Consider the following 18,927-nt stretch of genomic DNA (forward strand, 5'->3'; position numbering starts at 1 on the left):
CTGACATTGCGCGTCAGGGTCTGCACATCACTATATTCAGCAGCTTTGTTGTTGGCACAAATCAGCAGCAGAGTTGTTATTTCAGGGAGACATAATATGAAAAAAGCATGGGGAATTTTAGTCGCGGCTTTATTAAGCGGCGCAGCCCAGGCCAAAACGCCTTTAACCATCGAACACTTAAATAAACTGAATAAACTGTATGATGTAGTGTTGTCTTCCGACGGCCGTTACCTGGTCTATGGCCAGAAAAATGGCGGTTTAGCACCGGCCGACAGCACTGCAGATTTATACCTGATGGATTTATCTGACGGCAACAAAGTCAAACGCCTGACTGAAAGCGACAGCAAAGAACATTCAGTCAAATTCAGCAGCGACGATGCCAGCTTATATTTTTTAACAGACCGCAGTGGCACAACTCAGCTGTGGCGTTTACCGCTTGGTGGTGGTGAAGCGCAGCAAGTGACTGATTTACCTTTGGATGTACAAGGTTATCTGGTGTCAAGCGATAACAAAAAGCTGGTGCTGACTTTGGATGTCAAACCAGGTTGTGGCGATATTGCCTGCACTGTGACAGCACAAAAACTAAAAGCCGATAAAAAAGACACTGCCATGGTGTATGACCAATTAATGGTGCGCCATTGGGATACTTTTGAAGACGAATTTAAACAACACTTTTTTGTCGCGGATTTAACCGGCAAAAAAGTGACAGACGCCCGCGATTTAATGCCAGAGTGGAATACCGATGTGGCAGGCGTTGCCGAAGCGGCCTTTACGCCGGATGGCAATAACCTGGTATTCAGCGCCAAAATTCCAGCCAAAGATCAGGCCTGGCACACCAACTTTGATATTTTTCAGGTGGCTCTAGCCGGCGGCGAAAAAATTAACCTGACTAAAGACAATCCGGCCTGGGATGCTAAACCGGCCTTTTCTAAAGATGGCCGTTATATGGCTTATCTGGCGATGAAAAAACCAGGTTTTGAAGCCGACCGTTTTGGTTTGATGTTGCTGGATTTAGTTACAGGTGAGCGTAAAGAGCTGGCCCAGGATTGGGACAGATCAGTGGATGAATATTTGTTTGGCCCGGATAACCGTACTTTATATGTGACAGCGCAGGATGTTGGCCAAAAGAGCATTTTTGCCATTAACAGCGCCTTTGGTGATGTGTCTAAAGTGTATGGTGACGGTAGTGCCGGCAGCCTGAATGTAGCCGCTGGCAAAGTAGTGTTTGTCAATCACAGCCTGAACTCACCTATGGATATTTATCAGGTCAAAGGCGAGTCGGGTCAGGCGGAAGCTTTAACCCGCATTAATGCTGAAAATTTAAAAGACATTCAGTTTGCTGAATTTGCCCAGTTTAGTTTCCCCGGCGCCAATGAAGAAACTGTTCATGGTTATTGGATGAAACCCTGGAATTACCAGGAAGGCAAAAAATACCCTGTTGCTTTTATTGTGCACGGCGGCCCGCAAGGCAGCTTTGGCAATATGTTTAACTATCGCTGGAATGCGCAGCTTTGGGCAGCACAGGGTTATGGTGTGGTGATGATCGATTTCCACGGCTCAACCGGTTATGGTCAGGCCTTTACCGATTCCATCAGCCGCGACTGGGGTGGTAAACCACTGGAAGACTTAAAAAAAGGTATGGCTTATATCACCGAAAAAGAAAGCTGGCTTGATGGCAACAACGCCTGTGCCCTTGGCGCTTCTTACGGCGGTTATATGATGAACTGGATTGCCGGCAACTGGCCAACGGGCTTTAAATGCCTGGTGAATCACGCTGGTTTATTTGATATGCCAAGTTTTTACGGTAGCACTGAAGAGTTGTGGTTCCCGGAATATGATATGGGTGGCCCGGTCTGGAACAAAGAAGCCGATTATCACAAGTTTAATCCGGCGGCTTTAGTGGATAACTGGAAAACGCCGATGTTAGTTATTCACGGTTTAAAAGATTACCGTGTGCCCTACGCCCAGGGTTTAGCAGCTTTTACCACACTACAGCGTAAAGGTATCGACTCTAAACTGGTGTTATTCCCGGATGAAAATCACTGGATCTTAAAACCGGCCAATGCTGAGCGTTGGTACAACGAAATTTTTGCCTGGATGAAGCAACAAACGGCAAAATAATCGACTGGTTCCTTTCGCCCGGCAAAGCCCGCTTTATGCGGGCTTTTTTTGCAGCCAACTATTTACAACCAACTAGTTGCAGCACAACTTTGTGCAGTGTCACTATTCTTCGGCTGTCACAACAGCACCGCCGCATATTGCTGCACTACATAACACAGCAATATGCAAGCAGACCTTAAATCTGTTTGCCGGGCCAATTCGAGTTCTGGCAGAAAAAATTCACAGTAAAACAAAAAGTTGCTTACCTATGTTGCAAAGGGGCTGGGGTGATATATCTTTAGCAACACCATGTTGTCACCCATCTGGTGACACAGTTCCGATCCGGAATCCCTCGTTTGACATAAGGAGTTTGTCATGCGTTTTACTCAAAAAATAAAACTTATCAGTTTATGTACCGCTTTATTACCGCTGTTAATTGCCACTATCACAGTCACCATGCTGGCCAGAGCTGAATTATTCGCCCAGGCTGAAGCCAAGCTGGTTGCAGTGCGGGAAATTAAAAAACGGCAGGTAGAAACCTTATTTCAGGATTTTGCCAAAGGTTTAACTTCGGTGCGGGCCGTTGCCGACAATAATCAGGGCACTGACGTGAACAGTCTTGACGTTGTGCTCAGTAAAATGGCTGCTGAACTTGGTTTTTACGATATTTTCCTGATTGATCCACAAGGCACTGTAGTGTACAGCGTAGCCCGTGAAGCTGATTACCAAAGCAATCTGGTGGATGGGCCTTATAAAGACTCAGGTCTGGGTCTGTTGTACCGAAGAGTCAAAACATCAAACGAACCTTTGCTGATGCAGGACTTTGCTCCTTATGCACCTTCCAATGGTCAGGCCGCCGCTTTTATGGCCATGCGGTCTGGCCGTGGCGCTGCTGATTGGGTGGTGGCAGTGCAATTGTCCATTGACCGCATTAATACTGTGATGCAGGTGCGTGAAGGCATGGGCCAAAGTGGTGAAACTTATCTGGTCGGGCCGGATTTGCGGATGCGGTCTGATTCTTATCTTGATCCGGTTAACCGCACTGTATTGGCTTCTTTTGCCGGTAATGTGGCGAAAAACGGTGCACAGACAACAGCAACAGCGGCAGCCCTGCAAGGCCAAAAAGGTTTGTTGTATATCGATGATTACAACCTGAATCCTGTGGTGTCCGCTTATTCACCCGTGACTTTATTTGGTGTGCAATGGGCTTTGCTGGCTGAAATTGACGTTGCTGAAGTGGCGGCGCCGGCGCAGCGTATGTTGTGGATTGGGCTGGCGATAGTGTTGGTAGCTGTGTTGCTGGCTTTTATCGCCGCCAAAATTGTCAGTCGTTTTGTACTGGCACCCCTTGGTGGCGAGCCAGACGATATGGTACTGATGACCAGTGTGATTGCTAAAGGCGACCTCACCATGTCGCTTGTCGGAGCTACTCAGTCCAGCCTGATGGGCTGGCTGGCACGGATGCAGCAACAGTTGCGCACCTTGATAGCACAGCTGGTGGGGGTTGGTCAGGCGCTGGAAATGGCCGCAGCACAAAATTCAGCGGCCATGACCCAGGCCGATGGCAGCATGCAACTGCAAGCCCGCGAAACTGAGATGTTGGCAACTGCGATTGAAGAAATGAGTTATGCGGCGTCTGAAATTGGCAGTAATACCACCCAGGCCGCCGATGAAGTAAATGCCTGTCAGCAGTCGGGTCAGCAACTGACAACAACTATTCACCATGTTGCAGCCAGTCTGGACAATACCCTGGCTGCTTTTAGTCAAATCCAGCATGGCGTGTCGCAACTGGATAAAGACAGTCAACAAATTGCCGCCGTGGTGGGCGTTATTACCGCTATTGCCGAACAAACAAATTTATTGGCATTAAATGCGGCCATTGAAGCGGCACGTGCGGGCGAACAAGGCCGGGGTTTTGCTGTTGTGGCTGACGAAGTAAGGCAGCTGGCCGGTAAAGTACAGCTTGCCACTAAAGACATCAGTGGTGTGATTGGCGGGATTTTGCAATTGTCCGGCCATCTGAACCAAAGTAGCGGTGAATGTGTGGTCATAGCCCAAACCACTAAAACAGAAGCCAGTCAGATGCAGTTGCAGGTGGATGATATTGAACAGCGTTTATTGCAGCTAAAAATGCTGATGGCACAAACGGCAACGGCGGCAGAAGAACAAAGCAGCGTCAGTGCCACACTGGCACGCGGCATCAGTAGTCTCAGTGCTGCAGCCGAAGAAAACAGCAGCGCTATCAGTGAGGTGGCTCACAGTACCCGCAGTTTGTTGGGCCTGGCCACTGAATTGGGATCTACTGTAGGTCAGTTCAAAGTGTAAACAGCAGGCGCTATGTTGGAATAGCGCCGCACCTTTAATTTAAGATATTAATAATTTCATGCACTTAGGTGTTAATGGGCGCAATTTACGTTATCATTTGGCAAGTTAAACGCCTTAGCAAGACTGGCATAGGCAACTGTCAGCTTTGGGTTTACGTTCTGCTAACTGTGGTGCTAAAAGGATAACTTTTTGCTGATGAGTTCTGCTTCTGCACATTCGCAACAATCGCAACATCAGAACCGGCGGCGGTCTGTGTTTGTCATTATTGCCAGTTATAGTTTATTTACTCTGGGCTGGATCCTGTTATCTGATTACCTGTTGGACAGCGCCGGTTTACCGGTAGCGCAATTGTTCTGGTTTGGACTGGCCAAAGGGTTGATCTACATAGTGCTCAGTGCACTGCTGTTGTATTTTCTGGTGCAGCGTACCCTGGATAAATCCCTCGAATTACCCAGCCTCAAAGTTGCCAGAGTGAAACATGCACGTATTTTGTGGTTGTTGTTATTGATCCTGTTGTCATCACCAGTGTTGTCATTGCTGGTAAAAAATCTTTATGGTGAACAGGTACTTGCTGCCACTCGTGACAGCAGCGTCAGAGTGCTCAGTCAAAAGCAGCAGTTTTTCCGGCAATGGTTGCAAGAGCGGCAGTTTGACATCAATAGTTTGCGCCACGATTTAGGGCTGGCGCAGCAGCTCACCCTTTATGTTAAGCAACAGCAAAAAGATGCTTTGGTTTATATCGGCGCCAGACTGTCACCGCTGGTGGCTTCACATGCCTTTAGCCAGGTTGAGTTATATGCCGCAGATAAACAATTGTTCAGTGTGGGGCACAGCGTCACACCGCCAAAATGGGCGCACAGTGAACAACCAGAGCTCTGGTGTGCCGATAGAGTCAGTTTTCGCGATTGCCGCTTGATTTGGCAATTGTACTGGCCACAGTTGCCCGATGTACAAATACGTTTGCAAAGCCGTCTGGATGATTTTGTGTTACCTGAACTACTGAGCTGGCCCGACAGCGGGGTGCAGGTGAGCGCGGTATTACAACATCAGTTGCATCAGTCCGGGCAAGATGAGCTGGTACTTGACCAGCGGTTGTGGCAAGAGCTGGTGCTTAAAGTCAGGATCAATAAAGACGAGGTGCTTGCTCCGGTACGCACTTTAGTCACCTGGGTATCCTTGGTTAGCCTGGTACTTTTTACCGTATTGTCGGTGAGTTTATTGTTGTATTGGCGCCAGCTGATGCTGGCTTATATGCTGACTTTACAAGCCAGACAACATGAACGCAGCAGTGTGCAAAAAGCCTTTTTCAGTTCGCCTTTTGTTGGGATGGCGATTGTGCGTTTTGCCGATTTGGTATTGCTGCAAAGTAATCAGCGTTTAGAGCAGATGACTTTAAAAAATTCAGCACAGCTGAGCGAACTGCCACTGCGCCAGCTGTTGCAGGTTGATGACTGGCTGGCATTTGTCAAAGCCTTACGCGATTTACCCAGGGATAATTTTCATCTGACCTGGCAGGCCACCTTAATTCGGCCATCAGTGCCGGCATTGTTGGTTGAATTGTCGATTTATGCATTACAGAGTGACAGCGACACAGAACCGGTGTTGTTGCTTAGTGTTGAAGACATTACTGAACGACAGTTGTACAAAAAAAATCTGCGCCGCCGTGCACAATTGATGGCAACTCTGGCATCAGTCAGCCAGCAGTTTTTACAAAACAGCGACTGGCTGGCGGTATTCCGGCAAAATTTGCCGGCATTGGCTGACCATATGCAGGTTGGCACTGTGTTTTTATATCAGTGCCAGCATCACAGCAGCGGTACTGAAGCCTGGCGACTTGCGATCTGGCGCGCGCATCAAGAGCAGGTGAAACAGGATCTGGTTCATTTGAACCAAGAGATGCTGTCGCAGGTTAATATTGCGTCGGTACTGGCCAAAGGCGAAATTCTGGCCGGTCCCATCACTGATTTTTCACCCGAAACCCAACAGCTACTCAGCCAGAACGGTGTGCAGGGTCTGGCCATACTGCCAGTGATGAGCGGTGATTTATGGTGGGGTTTTATCGGTTTTACCACCCATCAGGTGGACTACCACTGGAGCCAGAGTGAGCTGGATACCCTGAAATTACTGTCGGATACCCTGGGTAATGCCATAAAACGTCAGCAGTTTGAAAACTCCTTGCAGCAAGCCGCTGTGGTGTTTGACAGCACCCGCGAGGGCATTATGGTGACAGATGCCAATAATAATATTTTGCAGGTGAACCAGAGTTTGCTGGATATGCTGGGTTACGAACAGCATGAAGTGCTGGGACAAAGTCCGGCGATGTTTTCCTCCGGACGCCATGACAGCAGCTTTTATCTGCAGATGTGGCAGGAATTACAACAAAGCGGCCATTGGCAGGGGGAGATCTGGAACAGGCGTAAAAATGGCGAAATTTACCCGGAACTGCTCAGCATTAGCGCTATTTATGACCATCAGCAACAAATTAAAAACTATGTAGCGGTATTTGCCGATATTACCCAGCTGAAAGCCTCCCAACAGGAGCTGGAATATCTGGCGCACCATGATGTGCTGACAGGTTTACCCAACAGACTGAAGATGTTAAGCCGGCTTGACGGTGCTATTGATGCGGCCATGCGTCATCAACAAAGGTTTGCTTTGATGATGCTGGATTTAGACAGGTTTAAATATGTCAACGACAGTTTTGGCCATCCGGCAGGTGATGAACTGTTAAAAATGGTGGCTGTGCGGCTTGCCGGCAAATTGCGGCCGGAAGATACGCTGGCACGTTTTGGCGGTGACGAATTTATGGTGTTATTGCCGGTGCTGGAGCATGAAGAAGACGCCGGCCGTTTGGCCAGTGACATTATTCACGAACTGAATCAACCCCTGCTGCTACCAAATAATAATGAAGTGCGTATTGGTATCAGTATCGGTATTGCGATATACCCGGAACACGGTGCTGCAGGCGCTATGTTGTTACAAAATGCCGACGCAGCTTTGTATAGAGCCAAAGAGCAGGGCCGTGGCCGTTTTGCCTATTATTCCGATGATTTAACCCAATACGCCCGCACCCGGATAGAAATGGAATCCAAACTGCGCAACGCGCTTGTTGAACAGCAATTTGTGGTCTATTTCCAGCCACAAACCGATGTACAAACCGGTGCCATTATGGGGGCCGAAGCCCTGGTGCGCTGGTTAAGCCCGGAGCAGGGTTTAGTTGCCCCTGGTGTTTTTATTCCTATTGCCGAAGACACTGGCCTTATCAGTGCTATTGGTGAAGTGGTGCTGCGCCAAACATGTGTTCAGGGGGCAGCCTGGCTGGCGGCAGGTTTGCCACCGTTAAAACTGGCGGTCAATTTATCATCCCATCAATTTTCACATGGCGATATAGCCGCAACAGTACAACAAATTCTGGATGAAACCGGTTTTCCGGCGCACTTACTCGAGCTTGAGCTGACCGAAAGCGCCATTATGGCCAATGAAAACAGTGCATTTGCAACCATGCTTACTTTGCATCAGCTTGGCATCCAGCTTGCCATCGACGATTTTGGCACAGGCTATTCGTCCTTTTCATATTTAAAAAAATACCGGCTGGATGTATTAAAAATTGATAAAAGTTTTATCGATGATGTGCCGCTGGATAATGAAAGTAACGAAATTGTCAGCGCTATTATTTCAATGGCACGAGTACTCAAACTCAAAACCCTGGCCGAAGGGGTAGAAGAGCCAGAGCAGCTGGAGTTTTTACGCACCCACGGCTGTGATTATTATCAGGGTTATTATTGCAGCAAACCCTTGCCGGCTGCTGAGTTTGAGTTGTTGCTGCGATCCAGGTTGTGATTTGAGTTCATTCCAAGTTTTGAAGTTGCGATTAGCCACAAGCATAAGCCAGCGTTATCGTCTGGCTTTTTGCTAAATTGTAGTGGTGTTTATTATTACTTTAAGCCAATAAGAACGCTGCATGAAACCTTAAATGTTGTTCAATAAAAGTCGCGATAAAATAATAACTATGGTCGTAGCCTGGCTGTAGCTGGTAAGTCAGTGCTGTATTGCTGGCCACAGCTGCTTGTTGCAGTTGCTCAGGTTTAAGCTGATTGGCTAAAAACTGATCGTCACCGCCCTGGCTGACCAATATTGGCAGCTGGCTGCCGGATTTGGTAAGCAGCAGGCTGGCGTCATAAGCGGCCCAGCTGCTTTCATCAGCACCTAAATAAGCAGTAAAAGCTTTGCGGCCCCAATCACACTGCGTTGGTTTACAGATAGGTGCAAAAGCTGATACCGACAGATAGTTTTGCGGCTCTCGCAGTGCCAATACCAAAGCGCCGTGACCGCCCATTGAATGGCCGCTGATAGCGCGTTTTGTATTAACCGGCAGTGTAGCTTCTATCAAAGCCGGCAATTCCTGCTGAATATAATCGTCCATCCGGTAATGACGGGCCCATGGCTCTTGGGTCGCATTCAGATAAAAGCCGGCTCCTAACCCTAAGTCATAAGCAGCATCCGGTGCGTCTGCAACTTCGGCGCCCCTTGGGCTGGTGTCAGGAATAATCAGCGCTATACCAAGCTCGGCGGCAATACGCTGAGCACCGGCTTTACTGGAGAAGTTTTCATCAGTACAAGTCAGGCCCGACAACCAATACAGCGCCGGTACTTTGTTTTGTGTTGCCTGTGGTGGTAAAAATACCGAAAACTGCATGGTGCAATTAAGCACTTTGGAACTGTGGTTATAACGCTGTTGTAAACCGCCAAAACAACGCTGACTGGAGACCAGTTGTAAACTCATAGATTGCTCCGTTTTGTGTTTTTGCAAAAAAACGCTTTAAAAATGCTGTTGCTAAAGAAGGCCTTGTTGAAACTCTTATCGATAAAAAAGGCCAGCAAAACTGGCCTTTGGGCATCTTGATGTTATATCCGTTATCAAAGCTGCTTTTAGTTAGCGCAGTGTTGATTGATTAATAATGAATGACAGTACGGATAGATTTACCTTCGTGCATTAAATCAAAAGCGTCGTTAATGCGCTCCAGTGGCATGGTGTGGGTAATAAAGGTATCGAGTTCAAACTCACCTTTTAAATAACGCTCCACATAATCCGGCAGCTCAGTGCGGCCTTTGACACCACCAAATGCCGTACCACGCCAGACCCGGCCTGTCACCAACTGGAAAGGTCGGGTGGAAATTTCGGCGCCACTTGGGGCTACCCCAATAATCACCGACTCACCCCAGCCTTTATGGCAACACTCTAAGGCTGAGCGCATCACATTCACATTGCCAATACATTCAAAGCTAAAATCGACGCCACCGTCTGTCATTTCTACAATCACGTCCTGAATTGGCTTGTCGAACTTTTGTGGGTTAATTACATCAGTGGCGCCGAGTTTCAGCGCTATATCAAATTTTGATTCGTTGATATCAATGGCAATAATGCGGCTGGCTTTGGCCATCACAGCGCCGATAATGGCCGATAAGCCAATACCACCTAAACCAAAAACGGCAACAGTGTCACCTGCTTTTACTTTGGCGGTATTCATCACTGCGCCCATGCCGGTGGTAACACCACAACCTAATAAACAGACTTTTTCCAGTGGCGCTGCTTTATTAATTTTTGCCAGAGAGATTTCCGGCAGCACTGTATATTCACTGAAGGTTGAAGTGCCCATATAGTGATAAATCGGCTGGCCGTCTTTGGAAAAACGGGTGGTGCCGTCTGGCATTAAACCCTGACCCTGAGTGACACGAATGGCCTGACATAAATTGGTTTTGCCACTTAAACAAAACTTACATTTGCCACACTCTGGTGTATAAAGCGGAATCACGTGGTCACCAACAGCAACGCTGGTGACACCTTCGCCAACGGCCTGCACTATACCGGCGCCTTCATGACCCAGAATACAAGGGAACTTGCCTTCAGAGTCTGCTCCAGACAACGTATAAGCGTCGGTATGGCATACACCTGTTGCCACCAGTTTCACTAATACTTCGCCTTTTTGCGGTGGCATTAAATCCACTTCTTCAATCGTCAGTGGCTGGCCTGGTCCCCAGGCAACGGCGGCACGGGTTTTAATCATTTGCATTGCAATGTCCTTTATCTTGGCAAGCGCTGCGTATTCAAACGAATACGGGGCGTTGTTGTGCTAAACCTTAAGGCTTGTGTTGATACAAGCGTAAACGAATAAATAGCTGCTCTACTTCAGTGCGAGCCCAAGGGGTTTTACGTAAAAAATTCAAACTGGATTTTACGCTTGGGTTTTCAGTAAAACATTTCAGTTTAATCTGCCTCGCTAAACTCGGGTAACCGCCATAATGCGCCAGCAATAAATTTAAAATTTGTTCCAGTGTAAAACCATGCAAAGGGTTTTTTGGTTGTTCGGATTTTACTGGTTCGGTCATATTTTTGGCTTATCCGAAGTGGCAGTTGCAGCGGTTTTGCTGCCAGCTGCTGCAGGTAACTGGGTGGCTGGCAATGAGGCTGCCGGTAATAATGATTTTGCTGCCGGTATGGTTGCGTCTGGTGCTGCAGGCAAAGGTATTGTTGCCGACTGCCCTGCTGGCGGGAATAAAGCACGCCATTCACCGTGCAGCCATTCATCTTCGGTACCTATGGCCAGACTTGACCCCGGCACTAAAGGACTTGGCGCTGCCAAAGCTTCTACTTTAAAACCATCAATTTGCCAGTATATTTTACTACTGCCAATCAGATTGACGGGCAGGGCAGCCTGTGGATCTAATAAGGCAACCTGATAAATAAAAGAGCTAAAAGGCCCGGCATTACTACTTTCGCGCACAGCACTGGCCCAAAGTATATTGGATTCAAGATATAAATCGGCGATATCCCGTTGTTTAGGTTCAGCTTGTTCTGGTTGTGGCGCCTGCACCGACAGACGGTTAGGGTTCCAGCTGATAGCACCGGCCGCTAAGTCAAACTCGCCCCACAATAAAGCGCCTGCTTTGCCTTTGCCACCACGTTCACCCAGCACCAGCAGGTAACGGTTCGGCGCTTTGGTAACACAAACTAAACCCTCAAAGTTATCGCCGGATTTTTCGTTGTTATTGTCATGTTCAACAGGCAACGGAAAACTGGCCAGAACGTTGGCGTAACCTTGATACAACCTGATATGAAACAACCGGCCAAATTCACCATGCCAGCTGCCACTTTCAGCAATTAAAAACTCGTTGGACCGGCCAGGCAAAGCACAAGCCGATTCTAAATCGCTGGCTGGCTGATTATTCGGCCAACCTGTGACAAATACTGACTGATAAGACGGTTGGCCAGTGGCTGACAGTTGCAACACCCCAAGTCTGTCGCCACCTTGATCAATTTTTTTGTCCTGCAGCAACAAATAACGGTCGGCGTCAATTTGCGCCATAGCGCTGATGCCTGGCACTGCCGTTTGTTGTTTTGGTCTTGCCAGCGTAAACCAACGTGGGTCGACCGGCAGTTGAAACAGCAGAGGTGCCATTTTCTGGAAATATGCAGCATTTACATCACACTGAATATTATCGGGATAGTGTTGTTTCCATGGATCATTAACCAGATAGACCCGGCCGTCTTTTACCGCAATGCCTTCCAGTGCCGTTTGCACCATTTTTTCATAAACAGGGCAAAGGCCAGAATTATCGGTGGCAACATAAAAACTCAATGGCTGCACATAAGGAATGACACGGTTAGTTAAATCAAATATCCAAAGCTGGTCGTCGTTACGTGCCACTGCCACCAGATAACCCGGATGGCCCGGAATTGGGCTGGGCAAAAAGTCGATGCCGTTAATCGGATGGCCTTTATTATCAAGTGGTGGCAATGTGAGATTGGCGTCAATCACTTTGACAAAGTTGTCTTTGGCCCAAAAATCCGGTGTTAAGCGGGTTTTAAAAATAGCCGGTTTAGTGGCTACATTTTTTTCAAGTGCCAGATATAAATTCTGATGGTCATCTATCGCCAGGCCTTCAATACCATCGTTAGGCAAATTACCCACCTGCGATTCTTGTGGGAATTGCACTGGTCGCACTGCTGAGATTTCTGCTTTGGTGAAATCGTCATTCAGCGAGATTTTCAGCAATAAGGTTGGGTATAAAGTGGAGTTGGTCTGGGCAAACTTGCGGGTGCAAGCCGGGCTTAGCTGGGCGCGGCTGGCATCTTCTGTCACTGTGATCAGCGTTTTATCGTCAATTCTGTCCCAGGTCAGTGCTTCTAAATCCGGCGAATTCACCAGATAATCACCAAAACAGCTGTTGCGTACTTTGTCAGAAATAGTAATAGGCACAGGTTCGTGATTAAAAATGGCAGTTTTTGCATTAATACGAAACAGTTTCATCCGGTACGCCGGATTGGCGCTCTGATCACCCAGGCTGATTAATTCATCATGGCGCCATGTCAGGCCGGAAGTTTGAGGATCAGCCAAAGTTTGTTGCTGCAAATCGCGGACCCATAATCCGGTTAATGCTTGTTCTGCAACGGCAACAACAGGTGCAAACATCAAAGATGCCAGCAACCAACAACGAAAATTCAGTTTCATCTTGTTTTCAACAGCCTTAGCTACTTCGACGTAGATTATGGTGGTGTCTTGACCAAAGGCGCTAATTTACCAGAAAAAGGGGGAAGGGCATACCCAAGCCGCTGAATTGTGTGCGGAATAAGACCAATGTCTGAGACGGCATTTTGGGTATTTATTGCTCTGCAAATCTGTTATTTATGACGATATAACTCCGCCATTGGCTGGGCACTAATAGTAAAAAAGCCCGCACATGCGGGCTTTTTGTATGCGTTGTTTATCTTACAAATTAATAAGCCTGTTCGTGGACATCTCTGACTGCACGGCCTGAAGGGTCGGTCATTTCTGCCATTTTGGCATCCCATGCCAAAGCTTCAGGGGTAGAGCAGGCAACGGATTTACCACCAGGTACACAGGAAATGGCACCGCTGTGTGGGAAGTGTTCTTCAAAAATAGTGCGGTATAAATAACCTTCTTTGCTGTCCGGTGTATTCACCGGGAAGCGGAAGTTGGCTGTGGCCATTTGTTGATCTGTCACTTCTTTTTCGGCAAAGGCTTTTAAGCTGTCAATCCAGCTGTAACCCACGCCGTCTGAGAACTGCTCTTTTTGCCGCCATAAAATTTCATCGGGCAATAAACCATCAAAGGCCTGACGCAAAATGTGTTTTTCCATTTTGCCTTTGCCACACATTTTGGCTTCAGGGTTGAGGCGCATCGCCACATCCATAAAGTGCTTGTCCAAAAATGGTACCCGCGCTTCAATACCCCAGGCCGACATGGCTTTGTTGGCTCTGTTGCAGTCAAACATATGCAACCGGTCGAGTTTACGTAAGGTTTCTTCGTGGAACTCTTTGGCATTGGGCGCTTTATGGAAATATAAATAACCACCAAAAAGTTCATCCGAACCTTCACCGGACAGCACCATTTTAATACCCATGGCTTTAATTTTACGGGCCATTAAGTACATTGGCGTCGAAGCACGGATGGTGGTGACATCGTATGTTTCCAGGAAATACACTACATCACGCAAAGCATCTATACCTTCCTGCACGGTAAAATGTACTTCGTGGTGCACTGTGCCTATTGAATCTGCCACTTTACGGGCGGCAATTAAGTCCGGTGAACCGGCAAGGCCAACGGCAAAAGAATGTAATCTTGGCCACCATGCTTCAGATTTCCCGTCATCTTCGACGCGGTTGCGCGCAAACTGCTGCGTAATAGCCGAAATTAACGATGAATCGAGGCCGCCGGATAACAATACGCCATAAGGCACGTCTGACATTAAATGGCTTTTCACCGATTGTTCTAAGGCTTCACGTAATTCGCCCAAATCGGCCGGGTTGTTTTTCACCGCGTCATAACTTTGCCAGTCACGGGCATAGTATTTTTCCAGTTTGCCGATTTTGCTGTCGAAATAATGCCCCGGGGGGAACTCCTGCATCTGTTTACACACAGGAATTAAAGCTTTGAGCTCGGACGCGACATACAACTGGCCATGTTCGTCATAACCGTAATAAAGCGGGATAATGCCGATATGGTCGCGGGCAATTAAATATCTTTGTTGCTCAGCGTCATACAGAATAAAAGCAAACATACCCTGTAGCTGGTCGATAAAACCGGCGCCATGCTCCAGGTATAAAGGCAAAATCACTTCACAATCTGACTTGGTTTGAAACTCATAGTCGACGGTTAAATTTTTCTCTAAATTTTTGTGATTATAAATCTCACCATTCACTGCCAGAATGTGATTTCGATTCGGATTAATCAGAGGTTGCGCGCCATTTTCAGTATCTACAATGGCCAGACGCTCGTGCACGAGGATGGCATTATTGTCATTCCAGACTCCAGACCAGTCCGGACCACGATGACGTAACAACTTAGATAACTGTAGCGCCTGCTGGCGCAAGGCTTTAACATCAGTCTTGATGTCAAGCACCCCGAATATCGAACACATGATAAAAACTCCGTTAGATTTGATCCGAAAAATTACATTTCATTTGGCAGTATGTACGTTCAGACGTACTCACCTGACTCTGCCAGCAACCAGAAAAATTGCAAGCGCTTTTTGCCAAATTTCAAAGGTAAGTGTGGCCGGAAGTTTTCAGTCTGCCCTTCAGCAAAGCGCAGGTTTTTCAAAGCAAGTGCTGAACATGAGGCTTGGTTGTGACTAAAGATACCGATAAAAACCAGGCTCTTGAGATAAAAGATACCGACAGCAAAAACAATCGTTTTGCCGCGCCTTTAACCTGGGATCTCAACATCTGGTTGCAGAACCCGATTTTTGCCGATCTGAGCTTATTGTTTGAGGTAGCACAACAAACAGATTTTCCATCTCCCCAAATGCTCAGCAGCTGGTTGCCACCAGATGCTGGGGTTACTTTTGTCGACACTCTATTGCTGGAGCAAGACGGCCGTTATTACGAAGAATTTATTTTTAAGCGTAAAGAAATTCCAACCAGATTAAACAACTGGCATGACTTTTTTGGTGCTTTGATTTGGTGTTTATTTCCTAAAACAAAAACGCTGTTAAATCAGCTGCATATAGCTGAAATAGCCATGCATGGGCAAAAAACACGCAGCAAACTTCGTAACAAACTGACGTTATTGGACGAGTGTGGTGTGCTGGTACTTTATCAGCACCAGGCAGCGCCTGTGATAGAAGCTTTGCGCCAGCACCAGTGGCAAAGCGCTTTTGTCGACAACAGGCGGTTATGGCAGGGCGTGGATGCAACACCACAGCTACAGGCGATGATTTTTGGCCACGCCAATTATGAAATGGCAACCCGGCCTTTTATTGGTTTAACAGGCAAAATGCTGGCAATTGAGGTTCAGACGGAATTTTTTCATTGGCCGTTGCGCCAACGTATTGATTTCATAGATACTGAGCTTGGTAAACAAATTGCTAACAACGATATTTTGCAACTAAACAATCAGCTGACGCCCTTGCCTTTATTGGGCGTGCCGGGTTGGTATGCGGCCAATCAGGTGGCTGATTTTTATCAGGATGCCAGTTATTTTCGGCCAAAAAGAACAAACACAAAGTGAGTGTGGCCGGTTTTTGGGAGCAGGGAGTAGAGATGATTGAAATAAAGCAGTTGGCAAAAGCTTTTGCCATTAGCAAACAACACAAGCTGTCGGACAGCGAAAAAAATGACGTGCGTTTTGGCGGTGACAGGTTCCATTCGGTGCGTGATGTGAGTTTTTCCTGTCAGGCAGGTGAAGTACTGGCGTTGCTTGGGCCTAATGGTGCCGGCAAAACCACCACTTTGCGTTTGTTATCTACCGCTTTGCAACCTGATAGTGGCTCAGTGCTGATTGATGGCCAGGATGTGATTAAAAAGCCGCTGCAAGCCCGCAAGCGTATTGGCTTTTTATCCAGCAGCACTGGTTTATATGGCCGTTTAACAGCCCGCGAAAATGTGGCTTATTTTGGCCGTTTGCATGGCATGAATGAAAACGATCTGAACCAACGCATCGATGAGCTTTTTACCCTGTTGCAGATGCACGAATTTGCCAACAGAAGGGCCGACAATATGTCGACTGGCATGAAGCAAAAAACCGCCATTGCCCGCGCTGTGGTGCATTCACCCAAAGTGGTTATTCTGGATGAACCTACCACTGGCCTGGATATTATGACGGTGCAGACTGTGCTGGATTTTATCCGTTCGTTAAAACAACAAGGCACACCGGTGATTTTTTCAACCCACCATTTAGATGAAGTGGCGGCGCTTTGTGACCGGGTGGTGGTGATTCACGACGGTGTCAGTGCTTTTAACGGCAGTCTGGCGGAATTCCGTGCTTTAACAGCCGAAGGCGATTTAAGGGATGGATTTTTGCAGGTGATTAACAAGGAGGCAGTGTAAATGTGGCAGGTGTATCAAAAAGAATTATTAGAGTTGATGCGTGACAAAAAAACGCTGATGTTTGTGGTGTTATTGCCGCTGTTAATTTTCCCGTTGTTATTTGGCCTGATGGGACTGGTGATGAGTAATGTCAGCCGTCAGGCTGAAGCAGAAGAGCATCGATATGTAATTATTAATGCAGAGCGGGCGCCAGCCTTTGCCGATGCTTTGTTTTATCATAAAAACTTCAAAAAAGTGGAGACAGATCTCACAGATGCCAGCGATTTAAAGCAGGCCATCCGCGATGATAAGTTTGATGTCGCTATTGTGATTCCAGCCGATTTTGATTTAAGCGCAGACAACTTAAATCAAAGCAAATGGCAGCTTATTCATAACAGTTCGTCGCAATTGGATATGGTGTCCAAACACTTTAACGATTTGCTGAAAACTTTCAGTAAAAAGCTGCAACAAGACAAGCTGGCGGGCCTTGGGGTCAGTAGCGATAAAGTGGCCGCAGTGCTTGAGCCTGTCACAGTAGAACGGATAAATACCGCCGAAAACCGGGAAAATATCGGCGAAAAAATTGGTGGTTTTATCGCCTATTTACTGGTGCCACTGGTGCTGGCCGGTGCTTCTTACCCGGCCATGGATATAGGCGCTGGTGAAAAAGAGCGGGGCACTTTAGAAACTTTGTTAATTTGCCCCATCAGCCGCACTGCTATTGTGCTTGGCAAGTTTTTAACAGTGCTGACCACAGGCTTAGTGTCGGCAGCGCTGACAGTGATCAGTTTTGGCGGCTGGGGTTATCTGATTGGCTCTATGGCCGGTGTGGATGTGGTTGCCAAGACTATGGAAACCTTAGGTTTTATCGACTTAACGCTGATTTTAGCTTTGTTGTTGCCATTATCTGCCATTTTTGCCGCCATGCTTTTGAGCCTGTCTATTTACGCCCGTAGTTATAAAGAAGCGCAAAATTACATTGGCCCAGTCACTATGGTGGTGTTTATGCCGCTGGTGGTGGCTATTCTGCCAGGCGTTGAGCTGAACTGGAAAACCGCTATGGTACCGGTGCTGAATGTGGCTTTATCAATTAAAGAATTGGTGAAAGGCACTATCGATTACCTGCTGCTGGCCGCGGTGCTTGGCTCAACCTTGTTGATAGCCGCTGGCGCCATTGCTTTTTGTGTGTCCTGGTTTCAAAAAGAAAAAGTGTTATTTCGTTAAGCCTATGCCGGTGGCCGGTGCATTTTGCTGCCAGCCACCTATTGCGCCCTAAACTGCCGGAGAACCCAATGTTTAAAGCTGTAGTCAATGCTTATGGCGGTTGTTATATAGGGCCTGAGCAGTTGGTGGTTGATTCTGTGCCTATTGCAGTTGCTGAGTTCGGGCTGCGGCTGACACAAAGTATCACACAGTGGCAACAGCAATATCAGCTGATCTGGCTTGAGTTGCCTGCTAGCTGCGCCGCTTTCATTCCAGATGCTTTAAAGCTTGGTTTTACCTATCACCACTGCCAGCCAGAGCGGCTGATGCTGGTAAAAAAACTACAGCAAAATAGCTATTTACCTTTGGCGGCAACTCATAGTATTGGGGTTGGTGCGCTGGTCTGGTCGCCGACCGGACAAGTGCTGATGGTGAAAGAGCAACCGCTTGCAGGCGAAAAACCCGGTTATTTTAAGTTGCCGGGTGGCATGGTGGAGTCAAAAGAGCATTTAGCCAGCGCCGTAGTGCGCGAAGTACTGGAAGAAACCGGTGTTGTTGCCAGTTTTCATTCAGTGCTTGGTATGCGGCATCATCACAAAGGCCAGTTTGGCGCGTCCAACCTTTATATTGTGTGTCAGTTATATGCCCAAACCACAGCTTTACAGGCGGCAGAAAATGAAATTGCCGAGGTGCGCTGGTTTGATGTTGAAACTTATTTTAACGATGAAAAAGCAAGTTTATACAATAAGTTAATTCTAAAGTCTGCCGTCAGTCAGTCGCGTTTGGTATCGCACCAGGTCGAGGGTTATATGAAATCGGCGGCTGACTATGAGATTTTTTTGCCCGCTGTCGCAAATGAATAAAAAATCCAAAATAGATCTGTCGTAAAAACATCAACTTAATAAATTTGCGATAAGTGGTGCTTGAAAATTAACCAAAATTGCCGGAGGCTGCTGTTTGAATTTTAATCA

General features: G+C 47.3%; 12 protein-coding genes. 7 read left to right on the plus strand and 5 right to left on the minus strand.

The annotated features are described in order from the left end of the window. The first annotated feature begins 96 nt into the window (after positions 1-96). From RCH83_RS09885 to RCH83_RS09895, 3 genes are all read left to right on the plus strand, one after another. A complete protein-coding gene (locus RCH83_RS09885; RefSeq protein WP_306521505.1) occupies positions 97-2,121 on the plus strand; it encodes a S9 family peptidase in 2,025 nt (674 codons plus the stop codon). A 354-nt stretch (positions 2,122-2,475) separates the two neighbouring features. Beyond that, a complete protein-coding gene (locus tag RCH83_RS09890; RefSeq protein ID WP_306521507.1) occupies positions 2,476-4,425 on the plus strand; it encodes a methyl-accepting chemotaxis protein in 1,950 nt (649 codons plus the stop codon). 195 nt (positions 4,426-4,620) lie between these two features. Continuing rightward, positions 4,621-8,265: an EAL domain-containing protein gene (locus tag RCH83_RS09895; protein WP_306521509.1), complete on the plus strand. Its 3,645-nt coding sequence runs from the start codon at positions 4,621-4,623 to the stop codon at positions 8,263-8,265. 100 nt (positions 8,266-8,365) lie between these two features. Here the strand turns inward: RCH83_RS09895 and fghA are convergent, their stop codons facing one another. The 5 genes from fghA to asnB all read right to left on the minus strand — a co-directional run bounded on the left by fghA (position 8,366) and on the right by asnB (position 14,865). After that, positions 8,366-9,208 carry an S-formylglutathione hydrolase gene (fghA, locus tag RCH83_RS09900; protein WP_306521511.1) on the minus strand — a complete coding sequence of 281 codons (843 nt, stop codon included), beginning with the start codon at positions 9,206-9,208 and terminating at the stop codon, positions 8,366-8,368. Positions 9,209-9,377: 169 nt separating this feature from the next. Further along, a complete protein-coding gene (locus RCH83_RS09905) occupies positions 9,378-10,490 on the minus strand; it encodes an S-(hydroxymethyl)glutathione dehydrogenase/class III alcohol dehydrogenase (protein ID WP_306521529.1) in 1,113 nt (370 codons plus the stop codon). Between the two features lie 73 nt (positions 10,491-10,563). After that, complete coding sequence (locus tag RCH83_RS09910) at positions 10,564-10,812, minus strand: VF530 family protein (protein ID WP_306521513.1); 249 nt, start codon at positions 10,810-10,812, stop codon at positions 10,564-10,566. After that, a complete protein-coding gene (locus tag RCH83_RS09915) occupies positions 10,809-12,935 on the minus strand; it encodes a hypothetical protein (RefSeq protein ID WP_306521515.1) in 2,127 nt (708 codons plus the stop codon). The genes RCH83_RS09910 and RCH83_RS09915 overlap by 4 nt, the downstream gene beginning before the upstream one ends. Positions 12,936-13,200: 265 nt before the next feature. Beyond that, positions 13,201-14,865, minus strand: coding sequence for an asparagine synthase B (gene asnB / locus RCH83_RS09920; RefSeq protein ID WP_306521517.1), 1,665 nt, complete (start codon positions 14,863-14,865; stop codon positions 13,201-13,203). Positions 14,866-15,074: 209 nt separating this feature from the next. Between asnB and RCH83_RS09925 the strand changes: the two genes are divergently transcribed. The 4 genes from RCH83_RS09925 (at position 15,075) to RCH83_RS09940 (ending at position 18,819) form a co-directional block, all read left to right on the plus strand. Next, positions 15,075-15,956 carry a DUF3025 domain-containing protein gene (locus RCH83_RS09925; protein ID WP_306521519.1) on the plus strand — a complete coding sequence of 294 codons (882 nt, stop codon included), beginning with the start codon at positions 15,075-15,077 and terminating at the stop codon, positions 15,954-15,956. A 32-nt stretch (positions 15,957-15,988) separates the two neighbouring features. Further along, entirely contained in the window at positions 15,989-16,774 is a 786-nt protein-coding gene (locus RCH83_RS09930) for an ATP-binding cassette domain-containing protein (protein ID WP_306521521.1), read from the plus strand. After that, positions 16,775-17,977 (plus strand): ABC transporter permease, encoded by a 1,203-nt coding sequence (locus RCH83_RS09935; protein WP_306521523.1) that lies wholly within the window; start codon positions 16,775-16,777, stop codon positions 17,975-17,977. It abuts the gene before it with no gap. Positions 17,978-18,045: 68 nt separating this feature from the next. Beyond that, positions 18,046-18,819, plus strand: a complete 774-nt coding sequence (locus tag RCH83_RS09940) for an NUDIX domain-containing protein (RefSeq protein ID WP_306521525.1) — start codon at positions 18,046-18,048, stop codon at positions 18,817-18,819. Positions 18,820-18,927: the final 108 nt, after the last annotated feature.

The organism is Rheinheimera sp., assembly GCF_030824435.1.
Taxonomy (GTDB): domain Bacteria; phylum Pseudomonadota; class Gammaproteobacteria; order Enterobacterales; family Alteromonadaceae; genus Pararheinheimera.

Excerpts from the sequence above, each read along its gene's own strand:
- RCH83_RS09935 (WP_306521523.1), top strand. The coding sequence starts at position 16,775 with ATGTGGCAGGTGTATCAAAAAGAATTATTAGAGTTGATGCGTGACAAA.
- RCH83_RS09940 (WP_306521525.1), top strand. The coding sequence starts at position 18,046 with ATGTTTAAAGCTGTAGTCAATGCTTATGGCGGTTGTTATATAGGGCCT.
- RCH83_RS09910 (WP_306521513.1), bottom strand. The coding sequence starts at position 10,812 with ATGACCGAACCAGTAAAATCCGAACAACCAAAAAACCCTTTGCATGGT.
- RCH83_RS09895 (WP_306521509.1), top strand. The coding sequence starts at position 4,621 with ATGAGTTCTGCTTCTGCACATTCGCAACAATCGCAACATCAGAACCGG.
- RCH83_RS09915 (WP_306521515.1), bottom strand. The coding sequence starts at position 12,935 with ATGAAACTGAATTTTCGTTGTTGGTTGCTGGCATCTTTGATGTTTGCA.
- RCH83_RS09890 (WP_306521507.1), top strand. The coding sequence starts at position 2,476 with ATGCGTTTTACTCAAAAAATAAAACTTATCAGTTTATGTACCGCTTTA.
- RCH83_RS09905 (WP_306521529.1), bottom strand. The coding sequence starts at position 10,490 with ATGATTAAAACCCGTGCCGCCGTTGCCTGGGGACCAGGCCAGCCACTG.
- asnB (WP_306521517.1), bottom strand. The coding sequence starts at position 14,865 with ATGTGTTCGATATTCGGGGTGCTTGACATCAAGACTGATGTTAAAGCC.
- RCH83_RS09885 (WP_306521505.1), top strand. The coding sequence starts at position 97 with ATGAAAAAAGCATGGGGAATTTTAGTCGCGGCTTTATTAAGCGGCGCA.
- RCH83_RS09930 (WP_306521521.1), top strand. The coding sequence starts at position 15,989 with ATGATTGAAATAAAGCAGTTGGCAAAAGCTTTTGCCATTAGCAAACAA.
- fghA (WP_306521511.1), bottom strand. The coding sequence starts at position 9,208 with ATGAGTTTACAACTGGTCTCCAGTCAGCGTTGTTTTGGCGGTTTACAA.